This window comes from Pedobacter roseus (assembly GCF_014395225.1).
Lineage (GTDB): Bacteria > Bacteroidota > Bacteroidia > Sphingobacteriales > Sphingobacteriaceae > Pedobacter > Pedobacter roseus.
Genome location: NZ_CP060723.1, coordinates 1,519,751 through 1,543,897, shown reverse-complemented (window position 1 = coordinate 1,543,897; position 24,147 = coordinate 1,519,751). Strand labels below are relative to the sequence as shown.

The 24,147-nt window shown below is 40.1% G+C and carries 18 protein-coding genes; 13 read left to right on the top strand and 5 right to left on the bottom strand.

Annotation, left to right across the window (positions count from 1 at the left end; all coding sequences use genetic code 11):
• Positions 1-18 precede the first annotated feature (18 nt).
• The 3 genes from H9L23_RS06810 to H9L23_RS06800 are packed head-to-tail and all read left to right on the top strand — an operon-like array spanning position 19 to position 3,562.
• Positions 19-561, top strand: a complete 543-nt coding sequence (locus tag H9L23_RS06810; protein ID WP_187594256.1) for a DUF3347 domain-containing protein — start codon at positions 19-21, stop codon at positions 559-561.
• Between the two features lie 3 nt (positions 562-564).
• Positions 565-1,032, top strand: coding sequence for a heme-binding domain-containing protein (locus H9L23_RS06805; RefSeq protein ID WP_187594255.1), 468 nt, complete (start codon positions 565-567; stop codon positions 1,030-1,032).
• A 19-nt stretch (positions 1,033-1,051) separates the two neighbouring features.
• Positions 1,052-3,562: a multicopper oxidase domain-containing protein gene (locus H9L23_RS06800; RefSeq protein WP_187594254.1), complete on the top strand. Its 2,511-nt coding sequence runs from the start codon at positions 1,052-1,054 to the stop codon at positions 3,560-3,562.
• Between the two features lie 392 nt (positions 3,563-3,954).
• On the opposite strand, the gene H9L23_RS06795 is transcribed toward H9L23_RS06800, so the two are convergent.
• Positions 3,955-4,191, bottom strand: coding sequence for a hypothetical protein (locus H9L23_RS06795; RefSeq protein WP_187594253.1), 237 nt, complete (start codon positions 4,189-4,191; stop codon positions 3,955-3,957).
• Between the two features lie 180 nt (positions 4,192-4,371).
• Here H9L23_RS06795 and H9L23_RS06790 point away from each other — a divergent pair, with 180 nt between their 5' ends.
• From H9L23_RS06790 to H9L23_RS06755, 8 genes are all read left to right on the top strand, one after another.
• Positions 4,372-5,772 carry a S41 family peptidase gene (locus tag H9L23_RS06790; protein WP_187594252.1) on the top strand — a complete coding sequence of 467 codons (1,401 nt, stop codon included), beginning with the start codon at positions 4,372-4,374 and terminating at the stop codon, positions 5,770-5,772.
• A 78-nt stretch (positions 5,773-5,850) separates the two neighbouring features.
• Positions 5,851-6,465, top strand: coding sequence for an RNA polymerase sigma factor (locus H9L23_RS06785; RefSeq protein ID WP_187594251.1), 615 nt, complete (start codon positions 5,851-5,853; stop codon positions 6,463-6,465).
• A gap of 1,762 nt (positions 6,466-8,227) precedes the next feature.
• Positions 8,228-9,253, top strand: coding sequence for a FecR family protein (locus H9L23_RS06780; RefSeq protein ID WP_187594250.1), 1,026 nt, complete (start codon positions 8,228-8,230; stop codon positions 9,251-9,253).
• A gap of 168 nt (positions 9,254-9,421) precedes the next feature.
• Positions 9,422-12,673 carry a TonB-dependent receptor gene (locus H9L23_RS06775; protein ID WP_187594249.1) on the top strand — a complete coding sequence of 1,084 codons (3,252 nt, stop codon included), beginning with the start codon at positions 9,422-9,424 and terminating at the stop codon, positions 12,671-12,673.
• A gap of 382 nt (positions 12,674-13,055) precedes the next feature.
• Entirely contained in the window at positions 13,056-14,357 is a 1,302-nt protein-coding gene (locus H9L23_RS06770) for a hypothetical protein (RefSeq protein WP_187594248.1), read from the top strand.
• Positions 14,358-14,458: 101 nt separating this feature from the next.
• Positions 14,459-15,532: a hypothetical protein gene (locus H9L23_RS06765; RefSeq protein WP_187594247.1), complete on the top strand. Its 1,074-nt coding sequence runs from the start codon at positions 14,459-14,461 to the stop codon at positions 15,530-15,532.
• Positions 15,533-15,811: 279 nt separating this feature from the next.
• Positions 15,812-17,251, top strand: a complete 1,440-nt coding sequence (locus tag H9L23_RS06760; protein ID WP_246474872.1) for an inorganic phosphate transporter — start codon at positions 15,812-15,814, stop codon at positions 17,249-17,251.
• Between the two features lie 27 nt (positions 17,252-17,278).
• A complete protein-coding gene (locus tag H9L23_RS06755) occupies positions 17,279-18,100 on the top strand; it encodes a universal stress protein (protein ID WP_187594246.1) in 822 nt (273 codons plus the stop codon).
• A 728-nt stretch (positions 18,101-18,828) separates the two neighbouring features.
• Here H9L23_RS06755 and H9L23_RS06750 read toward each other — a convergent pair.
• On the bottom strand, positions 18,829-19,161 hold the full coding sequence (locus H9L23_RS06750) for a hypothetical protein (protein WP_187594245.1): 333 nt from the start codon (positions 19,159-19,161) through the stop codon (positions 18,829-18,831).
• 116 nt (positions 19,162-19,277) lie between these two features.
• Here H9L23_RS06750 and H9L23_RS06745 point away from each other — a divergent pair, with 116 nt between their 5' ends.
• Both H9L23_RS06745 and H9L23_RS06740 read left to right on the top strand, forming a co-directional pair.
• On the top strand, positions 19,278-19,472 hold the full coding sequence (locus tag H9L23_RS06745; protein WP_187594244.1) for a KOW motif-containing protein: 195 nt from the start codon (positions 19,278-19,280) through the stop codon (positions 19,470-19,472).
• Between the two features lie 109 nt (positions 19,473-19,581).
• Positions 19,582-19,938, top strand: a complete 357-nt coding sequence (locus tag H9L23_RS06740; protein WP_187594243.1) for a response regulator transcription factor — start codon at positions 19,582-19,584, stop codon at positions 19,936-19,938.
• A gap of 21 nt (positions 19,939-19,959) precedes the next feature.
• Here H9L23_RS06740 and H9L23_RS06735 read toward each other — a convergent pair whose 3' ends face one another.
• From H9L23_RS06735 to H9L23_RS06725, 3 genes are all read right to left on the bottom strand, one after another.
• Positions 19,960-21,912 carry a PAS domain-containing sensor histidine kinase gene (locus tag H9L23_RS06735; RefSeq protein WP_187594242.1) on the bottom strand — a complete coding sequence of 651 codons (1,953 nt, stop codon included), beginning with the start codon at positions 21,910-21,912 and terminating at the stop codon, positions 19,960-19,962.
• 749 nt (positions 21,913-22,661) lie between these two features.
• Positions 22,662-22,997, bottom strand: a complete 336-nt coding sequence (locus H9L23_RS06730; protein WP_187594241.1) for a hypothetical protein — start codon at positions 22,995-22,997, stop codon at positions 22,662-22,664.
• A 281-nt stretch (positions 22,998-23,278) separates the two neighbouring features.
• The gene (locus tag H9L23_RS06725) at positions 23,279-24,139 is read right to left on the bottom strand and encodes a PorP/SprF family type IX secretion system membrane protein (protein ID WP_246474871.1); all 861 of its coding nucleotides are present in this window, start codon (positions 24,137-24,139) and stop codon (positions 23,279-23,281) included.
• Between the last annotated feature and the right edge of the window lie 8 nt (positions 24,140-24,147).

Sequence of the window (24,147 nt, the reverse complement as noted above, 5' to 3'; positions counted from 1 at the left end):
ATTTTAAAATAAAAACACATGAAAACTTTAATATATAGTTTTGCTTTCTCTTTATTATTCATCAGCACATACTCTGCAAATGCTGCAGCTAAAAAAGTAATCATTCTTGCTGAAGATCAGGCACCTAAAAACAGTCCGACTGCAATTTTAGATGCTTACCTCAAATTAAAAAATGCCCTCAGTACCGACAATGCTCAAAATGCCGCAACAGCCGGAAACGAACTGGTAAAAGCATTTAAGGATTTCGATCAATCTAAACTCACAGCCGCGCAACGCAAAACCTATACCGATATTGAAAGTGATGCTAAAGAGCATGCGGAGCATATTGGACTTAATGCAGGTAAAATTGCTCACCAACGTGAACATTTCGATATGCTGAGCAAGGATATCTACGACATCGCTAAATTATTGGGTGCTGGCCGCGAAATTTACGTTGACAGGTGCCCGATGTACAACAAAGGCAAAGGGGCTATCTGGCTTAGTGAGGTGAAAGACATTAAAAACCCTTATTTCGGAAAAGCAATGTCTACCTGTGGTTCGATCAAGGAAACATTGCATTAACAAATGCTGAGCGTAAAAAAAATTATAATTGGACTGCTATTGATTATCGTAGCAGCCCAGTTTTACAGGCCTGTTCAAAACAAAGATTTATCAGCTATGTCAGATCATATTTCGAAGGTTGTTACCATCCCTCACCAGGTAAATGGCATACTCAAAAAAGCCTGTTACGATTGCCATAGCAATAACACCAGTTATCCCTGGTATGCTCAAATACAACCGGTTAACTGGTATCTCAACAAACACATTAAGGCAGCAAAAGCGCAGCTCAATTTTGATAACTTTAAGCATTATAGTACCCGGAGGCAGTTGAGCAAACTCCGTGCGATTGAGAACAGTGTGGAAGAGGGTACTATGCCCATTGCATCTTACACATTGATCCATAAAAATGCGGTATTGAGTAAAAGTGAAAAAAAATTGGTTATGGCCTGGGCAGCAGCATCGAGAGATAGCCTTGAACAAATTCCGTTTTAAAAAAGATAAATACCGAAAGATGAAAAATATAATATTCAGCATTTTAATGTTCTTTTCACTAGGCGTTTCTGCCCAGGAGATGAAAGGAATGAAAATGCAAGAGAAAGAAAAAGCGGCAAGTACGGTTTATACCTGCCCCATGCATCCAGAAGTACTTTCTGATCAACCCGGAAAATGTCCTAAATGCGGGATGAACCTGGTGGCTAAAAAGGAAAATGCTCCGAAAAGCAAAACCGAACATGAGGAAATGCGTGGATCAGAGGAGGAAAAGATGGATATGAAGGGGATGAATATGGGAAATCCCGACCTAATGGATAACATTAAAAAAGCGAAAGCCAATCTTGGTCCAATAAAAACTTTACCTTCTAATGCGCTTCCAAGAACCGTACGCTATGATTTATATGTTACTGACACTACTGTTACCTACGGTGGTAAACCTAAACATGCTATTGCGGTAAACGGCAGTATCCCCATGCCTACTTTAACTTTTACCGAGGGTGATACCGCCGAAATTTATGTGCACAATAAATTAATGGAAGAAACCTCTATGCACTGGCACGGACTTTTCCTTTCAAACCGTTACGATGGAGTGCCCAATATGACGCAGATGCCGATAAAACCAGGTGCTACACACCATTATAAATTCCCGGTTATACAAAACGGCACACACTGGTACCACAGCCATACCATGCTGCAGGAACAAATTGGCATGTATGGTGCTTTTATCATCAAAAAACGCAATGAATGGGACATTCCGTCTATACCCTTGGTACTAAGCGAATGGACCAATATGAAACCAGAGGAAGTGCAAAGAAGCCTCCATGCGGCTACCGATTGGTTTTCGATTAAAAAAGGGACTACACAAAGTTATGCAGAGGCCATCAAAACCGGGAATTTCAAAACCAAGGTAGTCAATGAGTGGAAAAGAATGAATGCCATGGATGTTAGTGATGTGTATTACGATAAATTCCTGATCAACGGAGAAAACCAATATTTGCAACCGAAGTTTAAGGCTGGCGATAAGGTAAGGTTAAGGATTGCCAATGCAGGCGCGTCATCTTATTTCTGGCTAAAATATGCTGGCGGGAAAATAACCGTAGTGGCAACTGATGGCAACGATGTAGAACCTGTGGAGGTAGACCGTTTGATTATTGCAGTTTCTGAAACCTATGATGTGGTGGTTACCATTCCGGAGAATAAAAATTATGAATTTTTAGTCACGCCTGAAGACCGGACCAAATCAGCCTCTCTATGGCTGGGAAGTGGGGGAAAAGTAGCAGCAGGGAAAATGCCAAAACTGAAATATTTCGCGGGGATGAAGATGATGAACGATATGATGGACATGAACGGCAATATGGTAGAGATGAAAGGAATGAAAATGCAGAACCAGATAATGGACATGAATACCGTAATTACAGGGCCGGCAGACATCAAGAAGATGGATAAAATGGACGATATGGATATGGCTGATATGGACATGAGCACCGAAAAGCCCGATATCGTGACTTTAAACTATAACATGCTGCGCGATCCTAAAAAAACGGTATTGCCTAAAGGACCGGTACGGGAACTCAAATTTGACCTTACCGGCAATATGAACCGTTATGTATGGACACTGGATAATAAAACGGTTTCGGAATCGGATAAAATCCTGATCAAAAAAGGCGAAAACCTAAGGATTATTTTATACAATAACAGCATGATGCGCCACCCGATGCACCTCCATGGTCATGATTTTAGGGTCATTAACGGACAGGGAGATTATGCCCCGATGAAAAATGTACTCGACATTATGCCTATGGAACGGGATACGATCGAATTTGCCGCTACAGAAAATGGTGGCGATTGGTTTTTCCATTGCCATATTTTATACCACATGATGAGTGGCATGGGCCGGGTATTCAGCTATGAAAATTCGCCTCCCAATCCTGATGTACCCGATCCAAAACTAGCCCAACGCAAACTCTTCCGGGACGATCGGATGCCGCACCTGATGGGGCGTGTAGGCATAGAAAGCAGTGGTAGCGATGGACAGTTGATGCTGGCACAAACCCGTTGGTCGCTCAATACCATGTGGCATTTGGGAACCAACGCTATGATGGGTTACGAGAGCGAAACCATGTTGGGCAGGTTTATTGGCCGGAACCAATGGTTGTTTCCTTATGTGGGTTTCGATTATCATTACAAAAAATTCAATCCCGATGAAAAAAACATTTTCGGAAGTGATGAACGCAATATGTTCGGGCAGATCAGCAATAAAGAAAACCGGAAAACCATTGTGGCGGGTATCGCTTATACCCTACCGATACTCATTGTTGCCGACGCCAGGATTGATGGTAACGGAAAATTAAGGTTTCAGCTGGGACGGGAAGACATCCCGGTTTCGAAACGTTTACGGGCAAACTTTATGGTGAATACGGATAAAGAATATGCCGCAGGCCTTCGGTATATACTAACGAAATATATCTCACTATCTACGCACTATGATAGCGATATGGGCCTTGGCGGTGGATTAACTTTTAATTATTAGTGATAAAATAAAAACGGGATAAATCGGTAAGGCACCTATTTATCCCGTTTATGAAATAAGCCAAACATCCATTTAGGCTTATCAAATAACCAAATAATAACTAATATCTATGATAGATATGCCTCAAAACTAGCAAGGCAAGATGAATAAAAAATGAAGTTTTTATTTCTGCAGACAATCGAACAGATACATGACAATCGGGATAAATAGTTGTAGAGGAAGGAGTCGAACCTTCGGCATGCTACCGGCCAGCGCTCTACATCGACCTTTTTCTTTAGATCGCCGCAAAAGTAAAAAGTCAGCTTACATTTAAATGCTCAAACCAAAAGCTTAACGCTTTAATAACATGGACTTTTTTAAGCAAAAAACAACCTGCAGCCCATTTAACTGATTTACAGGTAATTTGGCCTGAAGGTTTGGCTTAATACTTTTAATTCTTCGTTATCAATAAGATTAGGATCATCAAACTGCTTTTTCAAAAGATTTATGGGTACTTTTATCGTTCCATTGGTGGTACGGATGATGCAGATTTCGTGATCGGCGGTAGAGGATACATAATGTCCGATTTCGGCTTCAATTTCAGATAAACGGATCAGCAATTCGTAATAGATGTAGAGCGGGATATTCACCACGCAAAGTTAACACAATAAAAAGCAAACATTTAATTATTGTTATGTTAACGTTAATTCATCTGCTAATCATAAATTAACAGTGCCCATTTTTCATTTCAGTTCACCAGCCGGAGTTTAAAACTTAATCCCCGCTTAACAATAGTAGTTTTAAGTTTGTTGTTGAAATTCAGAAAAGTTATGAAAAAACGCTCAACTCACTTAAAAAGAATACTTTATTGCTGTTCTTATTTTATTTTTCTGATCATTTCCCTTCATTCCTGCAAAAAAGATAAAAAAAGCCCCGATTATCCTGCGGGAAGCAACGAAAACATCAATACCTGGATAATTGATAGCCTAAAACGTTATTATTACTGGAACGAGCAGCTACCCTCCGATCCTAATATCGGTTTATCACCCAAAGTTTTTTTTAATTCGGTGCGCAATGCATCCGACCGCTTTTCTTATATCAATATCCCCAACGATGCCACAACCATTACACCGAACAACCGGAACTTCGGTTTTGATTATGTTACCGTTAGCGACCAGAACAGCGCAAAGGTAATTGGAATTATTAAACTGGTTTTAAAAGATTCACCTGCATCACGGTCAGGATTGAAACGTGGAGATTACATCAGCAAAATAAACGGAAAAACCTTAACAACTGCCAATGCACAGGCCCTGCAGGAGGAAATTTTAAGTAGCGACCGCTTTTCGATAACGCTGGCAGAGCAGAATAACAATGTATGGACAGATACACGTGCCATAGAACTGACTAAAGGGGCAATCCTCGATCAAAAAGAAATCAGTAAAGTGATAGAAAGTGATGGAAAAAAGATCGGTTACCTCTATTTTCTTGATTTTAATGGTGGATTAGCCAGTTCATTAATTCCGGTTTTCAGTAATTTTAAGGCTGAGGGCATTACCGACCTGATCCTCGATCTACGTTATAATTCTGGCGGTCAGGTAGCAGAAGCGGCAGCAATATGTGCCATGATTGTACAGAATATATCTTTCGATAAAGCATTCATTACCTATAAGGGTAATAAAAACGGCGGAACCAGAACAGAATCCATCGGTACCGCAGCTACTTTCGATCGGACTGTAAATTTCAATGTCCTTCTTCAGCAAAACCTGGGCTTAAGCAAGGTTTATATTCTGTCAACCGCCGCCACAGCATCAGCTTCGGAAGTGATGATCAACAATTTAAAACCCTTTATCCAGGTGATACAAATCGGTGAAAAAACGAGGGGAAAAGATGAAGCATCGTTCAGGATATTTGATGCACGGATTCCAAAACAAGTCAACTGGGAAATGCACCCGATTGTGTATAAACTATTTAACGCACAGGGAACTGGTAATTATAGTGCTGGTATCCCACCCGATTTGACTGTAAATGAAATCAACACCTTACCCCTGCTCCCATTTGGCGATCAGGCCGATCCGCTGATTAAAGCAGCAATGGCCAGGATAAGTGGTAAAGTAGCCAAAACAGGTGTAAGCCTTAACACTATGCTTTCGGGAGCTTTCCAACCCGGAAATATTTTAATGGATTCGAGGGCCCAATCGGCGCAACAGGGCATAATTATTACTCACCGATAGCAGAGACAGAAAAGGTTCTCATTAGCTTAACATTAACTTTAAACGCAAGCCCTAACTTGCCTCCGTTAACCGCTACTCATGGAAAAGTTGGAAGATTTTAAAAATATAAAACTCCTGAATGCATTGAAAGCTGGCGATTCTGCCGCTTTTAATGAAATTTACCACAAGTACCGCCAAAAAATATTTGGTTATGCCTACCATTTTACCCGCTGCCGCGAAGAAGCCGAAGAACTTACGCAAGATAGCTTTGTGAGACTCTGGGAAAACAGGACTAAAGTAGACCCGGAAAAGAATTTCGATGCTTTTCTTTATACCCTGATCCGCAATAATTTTTTGGGCACACTCCGTAAAAAAGCAAGGGAAAAAGCCTACAGTAGTGAAAATTTAGCACAACAACAATCTTTTAATGCGATCGAGGATGAACTTGATGCCAAAGAATCTAAACAGCTGGCACAGGAAGCGATCGAAAGCCTGTCTCCACAGGTAAAACGGATATACCTGATGAGCCGGAACGACCACCATACTCACGAGGAAATATCGCAGCTAATGGGGATTTCTAAAAACACGGTGAACAACCACATCAAAAAATCGCTGAGCATCATGCGGAAATACTTTAAGACTTATTCGCCAGAAACGATAATATCATTGGTAGTGGTTCAATTGTTCATTAGCCACTGGTTCATTGGTCATTAGTTAATTAGTCATTAGTCATTGGTTATTCATGTCCATCATCCACCTTACATTTTCCATTGTAAAAGATCCTTCGACTACACTACCATTGACAGAATCCAAGAGAAAAGTCGTCATCTCGACTGTAGCGCAGCGAAATGGAGAGATCTATTTATCAAGTTATCGAAATCAAATTTAAAAGATTTCTCCACTGCGGTCGAAATGACGATACTTTGAGAGCATTCAGCTTCTTATCCATCTGTCATTATATTGATTTTTATAAAATAAATTATCGCTCAGGATGACAATTAGCGTTAAATTTTCCGTATTTCTGAGTCCCGTGGCTAAAATTAGCGTAAATTTTAGTCCATTTTTACCATTAAGAATTTAAGAACATTAAGGTTTATAGTTAACTACTGAGACAATCGCTAACTGATCATTGATTGTTGGTCATTGGTCATTCATGTCCATCATCCATCTTACATTTTCCATTGTAAAAGATTCTTCGGCTACGCTACCATTGACAGAATCCAAGAGAAAAGTCGTCATCTCGACTGTAGCGCAGCGAAATGGAGAGATCTATTTATCAAGTTATCGAAATCAAATTTAAAAGATTTCTCCACTGCGGTCGAAATGACGATACTTTGAGAGCATTCAGCTTCTTATCCATCTGTCATTATATTGATTTTTATAAAATAAATTATCGCTCAGGATGACAATCGGCGCTAAATTTTCCGTGTTTCTGAGTCTCCGTGGCTAAAATTAGCGTAAGTTTTATTGCATTTTTACCATTAAGAATTTAAGAACATTAAGGTTTATAGTTAACTACTGAGACAATCGCTAACAGGTCATTGATCGTTGGTTATTGGTTATTCATGTCCATCATCCACCTTACATTTTCCATCGTAAAAGATCCTTCGACTACGCTCAGGATTACAATCGGCGCTAAATTTTCCGTGTTTCTGAGTCTCCGCGGCTAAAATTAGCGTAAGTTTTATTGCATTTTTTACCATTAAGAATTTAAGAACATTAAGGTTTATAGTTAACTACTGAGACACTCACTAACTGGTCATTGAAAATTGATCATTGGTTATTCATGTCCATCATCCACCTTACATTTTCCATTGTAAAAGATCATTCGGCTACGCTACCATTGACAGAATCCAAGAGAAAAGTCGTCATCTCGACTGTAGCGCAGCGAAATGGAGAGATCTATTTATCAAGTTATCGAAATCAAATTTAAAAGATTTCTCCACTGCGGTCGAAATGACGATACTTTGAGAGCATTCAGCTTCTTATCCATCTGTCATTATATTGATTTTTATAAAATAAATTATCGCTCAGGATAACAAACCGCGTCAAGTCTTCCGTGTTTCTGAGTCTCCGTGGCTAAAATTAGCGTAAATTTTAGTCCATTTTTACCATTAAGAATTTAAGAACATTAAGGTTTATAGTTAACTACTGCGACAATCGCTAACTAGTCATTGATTGTTGGTCATTGGTCATTGATTTATTCATGTCCATCATCCACCTTACATTTTCCCATCCTAAAAGATCCCTCAAATACGCTCAGGATGACAATCGGCGCTAAATTTTCCGTGTTTCTGAGTCTCCGTGGCTAACTCCTAAAGCGCTCGCTAATTGATCATTGAAAATTGATATTGGTCATTAATTTACCTAATTCTTCTTTTTTTAAAAAAAATCTTCTCCTCCTATAGCTGTATGCCAACTCTCGTGCATATATACAGTAACGCGCAGCATAAAAGCGTTAAGAACAAGTATAAAAGTGAAACAAGATTACATTAAAATATTATTTGAACAATACCTGGAGGGCAAAACCAATCAGGAGGAGGAAAAAATCCTGTTGGATTATCTCGCCGATCCGGCGAATGGCGACAGCGAATTTCATGCGGTGATGGATAAAGCATGGAAAAAGCAAAACCATCAAGCCGATTACACTCCGGAAGCCAACCAGGGTCTTAACCAAATCTGGAACAAAATTGAAGAGCGAAAACCAAAAAGCAGATCGCTATACCCAATACTAAAATATGCCGCCGCTATCGTTGTGGTTATTTCTGCAGCGTTTGGTTGGTACGCCTACAAAAAAGCACAAGAGCCTATACAAGCAGCCATTGCCTTTTTAAGTAAAACGACCCAAAAGGGCGAAAAAGTGAAATTGATACTACCAGATAGTTCCATTGTATACCTTGGCGCCGGCAGTAAACTCACCTGGCCATCACATTTTGTTAAAGGCAAACTGAGAAATATCCGGCTGGAGGGTGAAGCCTTTTTTGAAGTTAAACATGATACCAGCAGTCCATTTATAGTACATAGCGGACAAATGCAGACCAGGGTTTTGGGTACTTCCTTTAATATTTATGCTTATCCGAAAGACGGGACCTTTAGTGTGGCGGTGCGTACCGGTAAAGTAAAAGTTTCGGAAAACAGGGAGGGAAAATTAAAACAACTTTCGCTGCTTACCCCAGGAATGAAATTATTATACCATTTAAAAGCACACGATTACACTGTCCGTAACGAGCGCATCACCGAAGTTAACGCCTGGATTAAAAACAGCTTTGCTTTTAAAGATGTAGCCCTTCCCAATATGTTTAAATCATTGGAAAGGTATTACAATGTTCATTTTGAACTGAAGACCAATAAATTCGACCACTGCAGGTTTAACGCTACGTTTACCAACAAAAGCATTGGCAATATAATGGAAGAAATCCGCGTGATGAGCGGCAAAAAGATGAAATATAAAATAGACACTGCGAACAAAACAATTACCGTATGGGGGGAGGGCTGTCAATGATGAGTTAGCGATATGCTATGGCGCTGCAAAAGGCGCAATAAACCGGATTTATACCTGTGAAAAACAAATTAAACCTCTTAACATGAACAAGGAGCCGGATTGCTCGAACAATCCAGCTCCTAAAACAAAAGTTTTTAACCCGTGAGAATTAAAAAACATCTTGAACCTATGAAAATAGGGTTTTACGACTATATAAAAGAATATTTTATCAATTTGGATTACCGCCCTATGGTAGCCATAATGGTGCTGTGCACTTTTTTATTTAATCAGGGCATGGCCAGCAGCTTTGCACAAACACCAAAAGAAAGCAGTTTGAGCATTAAAATAGCCGGAATGAGCATTCCAGGTGCACTTTCGTTGCTTGAAGAAAAAGCAGGATTTTCAATCAATTACAATAAATCGATTTTCAGTCAAAATGGAAAAGTAAGCCTTGAAGTAAAAAACATGGCTCTTGAGCTTATCCTCAAAAAAATATTGTCGGGCACCAGGGTAACGTACAGGTTTGCTGATGCCAATACCATATTACTTTATAAATTACCGGATCCGGTAAAACCGGGCCGGATATCTGGAAAAATATTCGATGAAAAAGGTGAAACCCTACCTGGTGCTTCTATTAAAATTATCGAAACGGGTAAAGCCACCCAAACGGCCAGCGACGGAAGTTACAGCATCAATGTAGAACCAGGTACCTATACAGTAGAAATCAGTTATATTTCTTATGCAACACAACGCATTAGTGATGTAACAGTAAAGGCTGATAAAGCCACACCTTTGGATATTTCGTTAAAACCTGATGCAAAAGGACTTCAGGATGTAGTGATAACCGCCACATACAAAAAAGCGTCAGTTGAAGGTTTATTGGCCCGTCAGAAAAATGCTTCCGAAATCAGTAACGGGATCAGTGCCGAACAGATTGCCCGCACACCGGACAAGAATATCGGCGAAAGTTTAAAAAGAATCAGCGGTGTAAGCTCGATAGACAATAAATTTGTTATTGTTCGGGGAATCGGTGAGCGTTACAATTCGGCTCAGTTAGATGGTGTAACCCTGCCGAGTACAGAAGCGCAAACCCGCAATTTTTCTTTCGACCTCATCCCTTCCAACCTGGTTGATAATGTGGTGGTAAGCAAATCGGTAACGCCCGATATGAATACAAGCTTTGGTGGCGGCCTTATCCAGATCAACACGAAAGATATTCCCTCCGAAAATTTTATAAGTTTTACTGCAGGTACATCATACAACGACCAGAGTACAGGCAAAGATTTTTTAAGCCATAAAAGAGGCAAATATGATTATTTCGGCTTCGACGATGGCAGAAGGGATTATCCTGAGGGTTTAGAGCATACCGTTAAAACCGTTGCACCCAACAATACACTTACAGACACCGAGTATCAGAAAAAGGTAACCGATCAGAGCAAAAGATTTACTCAGGATAATGTGAGTGTGTATAAATACAAGGCTGCACCTTCGCAGAATTACCAGTTCACCATCGGACATTCTGTAAACCTGGATACTGCAGGCCAGAATAAATTTGGCTTTACAGGTGCACTGAGTTATAGAAACACACAAAACATCAACCTCATCGAAAATCAGAACAGAAGCGACTGGAATATTGCTTACCCCAATAACAGCGGTGCTGCCTATGATTTTAATACCACATTGGGAGGAATATTGAATTTCGGTTTACAACTAGGCAAAAACAGGTTCAGCCTACGCAATACCTACACCCATTTGTATGATAACAATATGGTAAGGATTACCGGTTTCAACAAAGATGAAACCAATTTTAACCTTCCGCCCAACCGCATTCAGGAAGCTGATGACCCAACTTATACCGATTTGCTACAAAATAAACTGAGCGGGCAACATCAGCTGGGAAAGGTAAAAATAGAATGGGATCTTGCACGTACCAGTATCCACAGGGAAGAAAAAGACCTGGTAATTGCTTCCAGCAGTCCTAAACTGATCGGAAATGAATACCAGTATTTTTACAACTATAACCTTTCTACACAAATAGAAGTAATGCCGATGTCGCGCCACCATTATGAAAATGAGGAAGGGCATTACTCCTGGAATATTTCGGCTGCCGTTCCATTTAATGTTAAAAGCACCCGCAACAGTTTAAAAACAGGTTATTTTGGTAACCGGAAAAAAGCAGAATTCAACTGGCAGATCGCATCATTTTCGGGAAGTAATACTTTAGCAGATAGTTTAAAATACATCCCGGTAAGCGAAATGATCAATCCGGCCAACATCAGTTTCGACAAGTATTTCTACTCGGTTAATCCATACTTTTTGGATAATTATGAAGGAAAAAGCAATACACATGCAGGTTTTATTATGCTTGATAACCGTTTATTACCGAACCTCCGCCTGGTTTGGGGAATCCGCGCTGAATATTACCAGTATAAAGAAGTTAAAAATGGCTATAGCAATGCCCAGTCGCAATCAATTTTCGCCCTTAAGCCCGATCGCAAATGGCAATGGCTTCCTTCTGCAAATTTAACCTATAGTCCTATTGATGCCCTGAATGTAAGGGCCGCTGTTTCAAGCAGTGTTATCCGCCCTGAACTACTGGATAACAGCCGTTTTTTCAGGTATAGTCCTTATCTCGACGGACAGTTTGGTAACCAGGGATTGTACAGCACCAGGATTAACAGTTATGACATCAAAACTGAATGGTTTCCTGAACTGGGCGAAATCATTTCTGTGGGAGGATACTATAAATATTTCGACAAACCTGCCGAAATCACCATTAGTTCTGCTAGTGGCAATTACACGTATTACACCAAAAGCTCCGACTGGGCAAAAGTTTACGGACTTGAATTCGAATTCCGCAAAAACCTCGGCTTTGTTACTGAATGGCCTCTTTTGTCGAAATTAACCGCCTATGGGAATCTCACCCTACAAAGGTCGGTTGTGAGGAGCACCTATCTAATCCCCGATCCTGCAAATCCAACCGGACCGAACATACAGGCAACGATCAACCAAAAAAGGGCCATGTACGGCCAGTCACCCTATCAGTTCAACGCAGGACTTCAGTACATGGATAAACACTTCAGTTTTAATATAGCCTATAATAAGTCGGGCTATAAAACCTATATCGTAGGTGATAAACCTATTGATATTGAATATGAGCGTGCCCGCGACCAAATTGATGCACAACTGGCCTATAAATTTTTAAACAATAAATTCGAAATAAAGGTAAATGCGGCCAATCTGTTAAATAGGGCTTCGTTTTTTTATCGCAACACTGCTAGCTACGAGCGTAATCCCGATTACGTTGCAGGGCAAAGTGATGAGAGCGATTTTATGCGTTTAAAACCGGGCTTCAGCAACAAGTACGAAGAAGGAGACCTTATTTTATTCAAACAGAAATTCGGCCGTACCTACAGCACTTCCATTACCTATAATTTTTAATGCGACCATGAAAAACAATATAAATAAAGTTAAACCATTTAATCAGAAAGGAGGAATAGAGTTTCCTGCATAGCCATAAAAAAAACGAAAGGTTGTATCAGAACCCTCCGTTTAAACCGATCATTTCTAGTGGAACGGCCAATCCAGGATAAACCTGAAATATTTTAAAAACCTGCTGTTAAAAGCCAAGGGCAGCCAACAGATCTGCTTAGTTATCGATAAGAAATACTAAGATATAAAAAACATCCTATTTAGTGATATGTGGGCCTTTATTTCCATAAAAATAAGGATTTATATGCCCTTACCTCTAAATAACCAAAAAAAATCAACCTAAAAAACATGGATCATACCTATCAGATCCTATGAAAACAAAAAAACGAAAATGAAAAATTTCAAAAACTTAATCGGTCTTTTATCAATTGTTGCTGTTTCTTTTACAGCTTGTAAAAAAAATGAAGGTGCTTCATCTGCATTCGGCAACCGCAGCACTTCAGCAGCAGATTATTCACAGTCATCGTTACCGGTTGTAGCGGTTAGCGGAGACATTACCAGCTCTGTAACCTGGACAGCAGGAAACGTTTACGAATTAAGTGGTGTAGTAACCGTTAGAAACGGCGCAACCTTAACCATCCAGCCAGGTACTTACATCAAAGCATCGGTTAATACTCCAGGTGTACAAAATGGTGTATTGGTTATTGCTAAAGACGGTACCATCAATGCTGCTGGTACAGCTGCTGATCCGATTGTATTTACAAGCCGTAACCTTTTAGATGGTAATGCCGGTACAACTGGTACTCCTGGCGATTTTGGTGGTGTTATCATTTTAGGTAATGCAACAATCAACGTTGGCGATAAACTGATTGAAGGTTTAGCTAACGAATCTAAATTCCACTACGGAGGTACTAACGATGCGGATAACCGTGGTACTTTCCAATATGTGCGTATCGAGTATGCAGGTTTCCAACTGGCTGCAAACGTTGAGGTTAACGGTTTAACTTTAGGTGGTGTAGGTAGCGGTACTACTATCGATCACGTACAGGTTTCTTACGGTTTAGATGATGGATTCGAATTTTTCGGTGGTACAGTTAGCCCAAGCAATTTAATTGCCTTAGCTTCTGACGATGATCAGTTTGATTTCGACAATGGTTTCAGTGGTATCCTTACTGATTGTATTGCTATTGCAGATAAAAACGCTACACACAGCACAAGCGGTGGCGCAAGCGATTCAAACGGTATCGAATCTGATAACAATGCACCTGCAGAAGATGCTACTTTTAGCTTAACTCCTAAAACACACCCTGTTTTAATTAATGTAAGCGTTTTCGGTACAGAAAATACTTCAGGTATTGCCGGTTTAGGTTACCGTAACGGTATCCGCGAGCGCAGAGGTTCGGAAGTTACTTTATCTAACGTAGTTGTTTCTGGTTACAACACCGGTATCGCTTTTGATGGTGATGCCAATGCAAGTCTTTCAGATATCTCTACTACATCCGTTCACGGTTTCGTCAACTCAATTACAGCAGCAGTTGGTGCTTATGTTGATGGTGGTGGTAACAACCTGGTAGTTAATGCAAGCAACGCAAGTTATTTTGGTGTGAGCCAGCCATGGTACAATACACCAGGTTCTCCATCTACAGTTACGCTTCCAACTTGGGCTGCTAGCTGGTCTAAACTTGTATTTTAATTTTTTCTCTCTCTAATATCAAAAGAGACCGTACCTTTTTAGGTATGGTCTCTTGATTATAAAAACAGGATTGTCCTGTTTTAAACGATAATTAACCTTTTATGAAACTAAAAATCTTTACCATTTTCTTTTTTTCTGCCCTAATTGCCTTAAGTTTATCTTGCCGCAAAGCAGAACTTCTTCAGCCCGAGCAACCAAAAGTTATCCAGTTAAGCATTACAGGGGCATCTGATGTAGCGTTAGAATACCTGTATAAAGACAGTATTATAGCCACCCCTCCTGTTGGCAGCATTAATGTAAAAACACTTCTTTCTGTAAAAGACCAGAACGCTACTTTAAAAGTGAGAAAAAAAGGCAGCACAGAAATATTATTAACCAAAACCATCACCGCGGTACCATTTGATCAGAACATCAGTTTATTTTATGATGGAACCAAAATATATAACAGTGCCATTTCGCTGGTTGTTAAAGGTTTTGTCGTATCCGGCGAAATCGAATTCCTGCTGGATGGCAACCTACTGTCGTCGGGTACCAGCATCGTTAACAATACATTTTTTATCCTCATTGATAAAGGCACCACCAGAGAAGTTACCATCCGTAAAAAAGGGACAACCGAAATTCTCTTTACCAAAACAATCCAATCTGAAATAGCCAGGCAGAATATTGATTTCTTTTTCGACGGAACTAAAATCGCAGATAATGTAAAACTCACTCCTCCGGCAAACCCTGCCAATATGATGATTAGTGCAAAGTTCGAAACCATATTTGCCCCGCAATTTAAAAATGTTGATGTAGATATTGTTTTTTATACAAAACCCACATCGGCCGCCATTACCACGGCTGGTACCAAAGTTACACCTGAGCTTAGGCTTACCCTCAAAAAAGATGGCTCGTTCAATTCGATCGAACTTCCGCCACTGCCCGGAGCAAATTACATCTACAGTTTTGATGTATTTGAAGCGGGAACAAACAATGTTCCATACACTACCACAGCCTCACCATTTGTAAACGCAGCATTTCCTTTTAAACAGAACGAAGGAAGGTATGGTTCAATCAGTTTTGAAGCAAATTCATCAAAGTTATTTATTATAAAGGATACAAAAAATCTGGCCGGCGCAACAAAATCCACCTATTTTTCGGGTGCTATTACCGATCTTTCTCAATATTTCAAATAAAATCATTAATTAAACTATAATAAAGGGGGAAAGCCTGGGCATTTTGCCGGGTTATCCCCCTATTAAGTTTATTGGATACTCCAGTATTTTACAATTGAGCATTAAACTGGCGATTGTCATCGTTTATAACGAAGATAAATGAGGGGTATGATTTTATCGCTATTGAGTCAAAAAACAGCCACCCACTTTAACGTATTGATAACAATCATTTAACATTCAAAACGATTTAAATCAGTTACTTATTCAGTTATTTGAAAGCGCAGATAAATGATCTGCACCATGAATATCCAAACTGATTTTATGCCGTCGTTCTGCACCATATTACCCTTTATAGGAAACACCGATTTAAGTACTCCACTCGCCATTGTTTTTATCGTTTGCCTGCTCGCCGTAGTCGGATTTGAGTTTGTAAACGGTTTCCATGATACGGCCAATGCGGTAGCTACTGTAATTTATACTAAAGCGTTAAAACCAGTTATTGCCATCCCCTGGTCGGGATTTTGGAATTTTATGGGTGTATTTACCGGAGGGATTGCCGTTGCGATGGGTATTTTAAAACTCGTTCCGCTAGATACTTTGATGAACCTTCCCATTGGCGTTGGGGCAGCGATGGTTTTGGCTGTTTTACTGGCCTCTATCGCCTGGAATCTCGGCACCTGGTACCTGGGTATCCCCTGCTCTAGTTCGCACACCATGATTGGCGCCATGATCGGCGCCGGTTTGGCTTTTACCTGGTACTACGGCGGCAAGGGAGTAAACTGGGGTAAGGCCGAAGAAATCGGTTTATCGCTCATTTTATCGCCCATTATTGGCTTTGGTCTGGCCATGTTACTGATGTATTTTTTAAAACATGTAATTAAATACCATGCCCTTTTTCATATCCCAAAAGGTGAAAACGACAGGCCGCCCTTACTGATCAGGGGATTACTGATTACCACCTGTACTTTGGTGAGCTTTTTCCACGGCAGCAACGACGGACAGAAAGGTGTGGGCTTATTAATGCTGATCCTGATTGCTTTTCTACCTGCAAAATTTGCCGTGAACCACCACATCCCCAATGATAAAGTATTGTTCCAGCTGAATCAAACCGAACAGGTGCTTCAAAAAACAGCAACACTTAACCAGGGAAAAACATTAGATATTACTTCCCTTGTAAAGAAAATAGATAAAGCGAAATATCATTTATCGCTTAAAAATGAAACCGACAAGAAAAACACTTACCTTTTCCGTAAGCAGATTGAAGAGGTTGTGGCTTCGATAAAAACAGTAAGGGAAGATAAAACATTGGTAATTAACCCTGCTGACGATCAACTCCTTCATGATAATTCTTCCGAATTATCGAAACTGGTAGAATTTGCGCCGCTTTGGGTAATTCTTTTAATTTCAATTTCACTCGGATTGGGCACCATGATTGGCTGGAAACGCATAGCGGTTACCATTGGAGAAAAAATCGGTAACGAACATTTAAATTATGCCCAGGGCGCTACTTCCGAAATTGTTGCAGCTTCTACCATTGGCCTGAGTACTGCTTTTGGCTTGCCGGTAAGCACCACACATGTATTATCGAGCGGGATAGCCGGTGCAATGGTGGCCTCTGGCGGAAGAAAAAACCTCAACAGTAACACGCTTAAAAATATTGGATTGGCCTGGGTACTTACCTTGCCGGTATCGATTGTATTGTCTATTTTGTTATTTATGCTTTTTCACCTGTTTATTTAACAGTTTCAAAATATTATTCTCTAAAAAATGAAACAGATACTTGTAGCAACGGATTTTTCAAGAAGCGCCGGAAATGCCCTCTCCTATGCATTGGCTATGGCAAAAACGCTGAAAATGGAAGTGGTAGCCATCCATGCCATCCATCCTACCGAAGGTATAAATAACAGCACTTATAACGCCATTTTTATCGAATCATATTACGGAAATAAAAGAGCTGCTTTAAAAGAATGGGCCGAAAACATCCGCGAAAGGGAAAACCTTAAAGACGTAAAACTCGAAACGATATGTGATGTTGGTTTTTTAAAAACAGTAATTACCAAACACACCGAAAACAATCCGGTAGAGCTGTTGGTAATGGGCATTACAGGTGCCACGGGAATTAGCGGAATTGTAGGCAGCAACGCCAGCATGGCGGTTACTAAAATGAGAATACCTACCCTGATTGTACCTTTAGAGAGCAGTTTTACCAACTTCCCGATTATTACGCTTGCCACTGATTACGAAACCGTATTATCGCCAAAAGATATTACCGCCCTCAGCGAACTGTTAAAAGCCTCGGGAACAAAAAAAATGCAGGTACTTTATGTGGCCGAAAAATCAGATGAGGTACATATCCAGACGGGAGAAAAAAGGATCAGGGATCTTTTACCAGATACGGAAATCGAATTTAACTACATTATGGATAGCAGTGCACCGAACGGTATTATGGATTTCATTAAAAGTAACCATACCGATATCCTTTGCCTGGTTAAACACCACCACAACATTATTTATCGCTTATTTACCAGCAGTACGGTTAACCAGGTAATGAATAAAACGGTGAAGGCTATTTTGGTATTACACGAATAAGAGAGAATGGAGGATGGAAAATGTAAGATGGAATGAATCACCAATAATCAATTTTCAATGACCAATTAGCGAGTGTTTTAGGAGTTAACTGTTAACCTTAATGTTCTTAAATCCTTAATGGTTAAATGATAGAAAATAAAATTTACGCTAGTTTTAGCCACGGAGGCACGGAAATCACAGAGAATCTAACGCGGTTTGTCATCATGAGCGTAGTCGAAGGATCTTTAAGGATGGAAAATGTAAGAGGGATGATGGAATGAATCACCAATAAGCAATTTTCAATGACCAATTAGCGAGCGTTTTAGGAGTTAACTGTAAACCTTAATGTTCTTAAATCCTTAATGGTTAAATGATAGAAAATAAAATTTACGCTAGTTTTAGCCACGGAGGCACGGAAACACGGAAGATTTAACGCGGTTTGTCATCCTGATGGATAATTATTTCATAAAATCAATATAGAAGACAGCGCTTTTTGGCAAAATGACAGGCTGCGCGAGATCGTCATTCCCAACCCGATTGGGAATCGTAATGCAAGCGCTTTAAGATTCCCGCCTGCGCGGGAATACGGCCGTGCTAATGGATTCAGTCTATGGTAGCGTATTCGAAGGATCTTTAAAGGGATATTCAAGGGTAGTTATTACAGGTGAATAGTTTAATGCTGGGCGTTTTGCAACAGTTAACCGATTTAAACAATTAACCGATTAACCCAATAACTGCAAATGAACCGACTACTTCCTCACCTTTTTATAAAGCCTTTCAATCTTCTTAGCATCTTTTTTAAAAGTATCGAGGTAATCTTCTATTTCCTTTTTTGATAGTGTTTCTACCCTGGCTTTAACTTCATCCTTAAAAAGACCTACCGCGAGTAACTGGTTCTTACCATCACGGAATTTTACATTCGGAAAAAGCTCAGTAATGTGACGTTTATTCCTTTCCCTGATTTCGCTTAATTTGGTAAAGGATTTCGGATGTTTGTCGCTGTTTACATCCGTGAGGGCATTGTAATAGTCGTAATCGCCGATATAATTAATGAGATTTAGGGTAACAATGTTCGGATCCATATTATACATTTGTTTCAGTTAAATATAGTATTTTGTGTTCGGAATATCCTAATTAACAGCATTTTTAGAAGATAATTGAATTAATCATGACAGGGTTTATTTTATAGCTTTAACAAATGGAAAACGATACAAAAACAACAACACTAAAAGATGGCGACCTATGCTTTGTTATAGCCGGAACACATAAAGGTAAATGGGGTGCCGTTCGGGATATTAATACCAGTAAAACCGGACATATTACCATCACAGTAGAACAGGGAAATTCGGTAAAGTTTAAAACCCTGATGAAAAATGTGACGGCTAAATCATAAGGCTGAAAGTAACAAAGCCAATAAAAATGTTAAATAAATTATAGAATTTATTAAAACAATTTATCTTTATCGCGGGTAGTCTATCCACTAATGTTTACTAACTATATTTATGGGCAAAAAAATCAGCATTCTCGAAGATGATCAGGGAATCAGGGAAATCGTTGAACTTATTTTTTCACAGGAAGATTACGAAGTGACGGGTTTTTCAAACGTAAATGAATTTATGAGCCGAAAATCTAATGTGGTACCTGATCTTTTTCTGCTCGATGTAATGCTCCCTGACGGTAATGGCTTAAATGTGTGCGATATGTTAAAATCTGAAGAAGCCACCAGTAATGTTCCTGTACTGATGATGAGTGCACATGCCGACCTGATTACTATGAAAAACCAATGTAAGGCCGATGGTTTTATTTCCAAACCTTTCGACATTGATCATTTGGTCAATATGGTAAAAAACGCAATCTAAGCCATCAGTAGCAGATAAATTTTATACTTCGTTTTTATCAAGGGGGAGGGTAAAGAAAAAATTGCTGCCTTGTCCGGGTTCGCTTTCAACACCGATTTCGCCACCATGACGCTGCACAATATCTGCGCAGATAAAAAGACCTAAACCAAGTCCCGAAACCTGTGTACCCATTTCATCAGCCCTAAAATAGCGGTCGAACAAGTGCGGAAGTTTATCGGCAGGAATTCCCGGGCCATTGTCCCGAACGGAAATCTTTACAGATTCACCCGATGCTTTAATCCCAAGAAAAATACGCTTAGAATCCGGCGCATATTTTACGGCATTATTTACCAGATTAACTACTACCTGATCAATACGGTGTTCATCGGCGAAAACCATCAGGCTCGTATCGCCTTCCAAAACCAATTCGTGACTACCAGACTCCCTTACGTGTAAGCAACATTTTTCGAGCATATCGCCAAGGTTGAACCAGCTCTTTTTAAGGCCTACATGCCCCTGGTTAATTTTGGATACATTGAGCAGATCATCAACCAATTCGGTGATTTTATCCATACTCCTGGAGGCCTGATCGATCACTTTTGGAAAAAGCAGGGTATTCGGGTTTTCACGCATCCTGACCAGCAATTGGAGCGAGGCTTTTAACGTGGTTAAAGGCGTTTTCAATTCATGACTGGCAATTGATATAAAATCATCTTTTTGCTGTTGCAGGGCTTTATACACGGTAACATCCATAACGGTGCCGAGTGTGCGCGTACGGTTTCCTTTGGCATCGAAATAAACTTTTGCCTGAAACCTCAGCCATTTTAAGGGGGAACCTTCACGTATGTACCTGGCCTCGTAAAAAATCCGGCCGGTTTTTTTGGCTTCTTCGTGTGCCAGTACACTTAAATGGGCATCATCGGGATGATAATGATCGATGATGGTTTCTCTATTTACCCCATTTCCAAGTCCGAAAATTTCATCAAAACGCGCAGAACCTACCAATTCGCCTGTATTGTAATTAAGTTCATAGGTACCAATTTCTGCCGCTTCTACCGCAAGGCGGATACGTTCTTCAACTTCTTCAATGGCATGCCTGGTGCGCACCTTTTCTGATACATCGATGCCCACCACCATTACGGCAGAAACGCTCCCTAAAAGGTCAGTTACAGGTTCGTAAACAAAATCGATAAAAACCTGTTCTGGTGATCCATTGCGGATGAGCACAAGTTCTGCTTCAGTAGCAACAAATGCTTCGCCCGATTGAAACACTTTTTCCATTATAGGGGAATAAGCTTCTGCGGCTTCTGGCACGCCATCCCAAATGGGTTTTCCATCTAATGTATCTCGTGCTTTCCCAACAAGTTCGAGGTAGCGATCATTTACTTCACTTACCACCAGATCGTTTGCCCTGATTACACATATCGCAAAAGGAGCCTGTTGAATGAGATTTCTAAACCTTTCTTCGCTCAGTTCGAGCAAACGTGCCGATTCGGTAAGTTCTTCGTTTGTGGTAGCCAATTCTTCGTTGGTTGCAGCAAGTGCTTCGTTTATTGCGGCTAACCTTGCATTATTTTCTATTGCCTCCAAACCCATGCGATTGATGCTGGCTGCCGATTCTACGAGCTGGGTAACGTCTGTTGCATAACAAACTACACCTATTATCCTGCCATCAGTATTTTTTACGGGCTGATAGGAAAAGGTAAAATAAAATGTTTTGAGCTGACCATCGATTATGAGATCGGCACGGTCGTTTACAGCATGGTAGGCTTCTCCCGTGGCCATTACCTGGCGTAACAGCGCTTCAAAAGGCTGACCATCAATTTCAGGAAGTGCTTCTAAAAAAGGTTTACCAATTACAGAGGCATCTTTTCCCCAGGCTTTTAAGGTTGCTGCATTTGCCAAAGCAACCCGAAGTTCATCACCAAGGATCAGGTATATGGGATAAGGTGAGCCTTCTATAAGCCCGGCCAGAATGTCTTTATCAAGGATCATAATTGGGATAATGGCAATGCAACATTTGAGCCTGCGTATGCCAATTACGAAGTTAAAAAAGAAGTGGATATTTTGCTAATGAGAGAAGGAGAATTTGAAGGATGATGGAAGTGAATAATCAAGGAGCAATAACCAATTTCCAAGGACCAATAACCAATGATCAATAAAAATCACGATAGAAGACGGCGTTTGTACAAAATTATCCGATTTAAACAATAAATACGAAAGTTTCTGCTCCATGCTAACCAATGAACAAATGGCTAATGAACTAATAAATCAGATTGGAATTAACCGATTTAAACAATACGAAAGTCTGCTCCATGCTAACCAATGAACAAATGGCTAATGAACTAATAAATCAGATTGGAATTAACCGATTTAAACAATACGAAAGTCTGCTCCATGCTAACTAATGAACAAATGGCTAATGAACTAATAAATCAGATTGGAATTAACCGATTTAAACAATACGAAAGTTTCTGCTCCATGCTAACCAATGAACAAATGGCTAATGAACTAATAAATCAGATTGGAATTAACTGATTTAAACAATACGAAAGTTTCTGCTCCATGCTAACCAATGAACAAATGGCTAATGAACTAATAAATCAGATTGGAATTAACTGATTTAAACAATACGAAAGTTTCTGCTCCATGCTAACCAATGAACAAATGGCTAATGAACTAATAGATCAGATTGGAATTAACCGATTTAAACAATTAGCCAGTTAACCCAATAAAGCAATAAATTATTTCTCCCCCTCGCCTGCAATACCCAGGTTGCGAACCACGTTAAGAACACCGGTTTGCCAGTGGAGGTAACCCAGCATACCACAAACGTCGATTACCTGATTTTCGATTTTTGCAGGCACATCATTCACCACGCGGAAGCGGATTTTATATTTTGGATTATAACTGATGTAAATAATGATATCGTCGTTACGCTCACCAACATCAGCAAGAAAAGCCAGGTGTTGATCACGCAGCTCATCAGCCGCTTGCTGCAAACGTCCATTCATTAATCTCGAAAGTGCTTTATCCGGAACAAAATCCGTCTCCAGGATAGCCAATACCGTAACGACCATGAACGCAAAAGTAAAAACCTAAATCATACCTGCAAATACAATCTCTCAAACTACTGAAAATGAGCATAAATAATTTTATCAGTTTCTCCGAAAGCTCGTCATCACAGGATAAAAAGCTCCTGATCAGCAAAAAAACAATTCTTTTATATTAAACAGATCAAGATCATGCAACCCTTCGTACCAAAGTAGATACGCCTGCTATTTTATCAATAATGATGGCAAAAAAAAAACGGGTATCAGAACGATACCCGCCATTAACAATAATTAGCTTGTTATTTTTTCTACCAGTTGATACCCAGATTAACCTCAAAACTTCCGGCGGTATAACCGCTTAATGCACCAGTTTGTGTGGTGTAGGAAGTATTAATGGAATATTTCTTTTTGTAATGTAAACCCACACCGAAACTTGCTGCTTTACTGGTATGATACATGGCAGTAAACAATACCTGCTGATTGGCGATGCCAAACTGTCCGCCTACATCAACAATATCGGCAATCTCCGTGAATGAACGATAGGCGACCTTTGGCTGAAAGATATTCTCTCCCAAAGGAATTTTATACCCGGCCGAGGCATAAACCACAGGCGTATTGATCAGTTTGAAATTATCCCGTTTGAAATAATTTTTCAGGTTAACCATTGCAAAATCTGCATTGAATCCTTTAGTGGTTAGCGCAACCCCAAAATCGCCGTCGAAATAGGTTTTATGATCGGTATTGTAAGCACCGATCTGGCCATCATTCGGGTTACCGATCAGGTCCTGCATATCTATCCTTTGATTCATAAAACCAGCTGATAAACCGAAATGTAGTTTAGCCGTTTCGCTGAGCGGAAGGTGATAAGCATAAGTTGCCACGATACGTGTTTGCCTTTGCAGACCGGCTTTATCAAGGTTCATGTTTAAGCCGACACCTACCCTTTCCCATCCATAAGTGGCGGTAAGGTTTTGTACTACAGGCGCACCAGGCACATCATTCCACTGCGAACGGAAGGCAAGATCTACATCTGCACCCGCTGCTGCCCCGGCCATGGCCGGGTTAGCGAGGTAGGTATTATTGAAATATTGGTTTAACAACGGACTGGTTTGTGCTTTTACCTTCGAAACCCCGATAAGAGCAAGCAATATCAATATTTTTGTTTTCATCGTTTTCA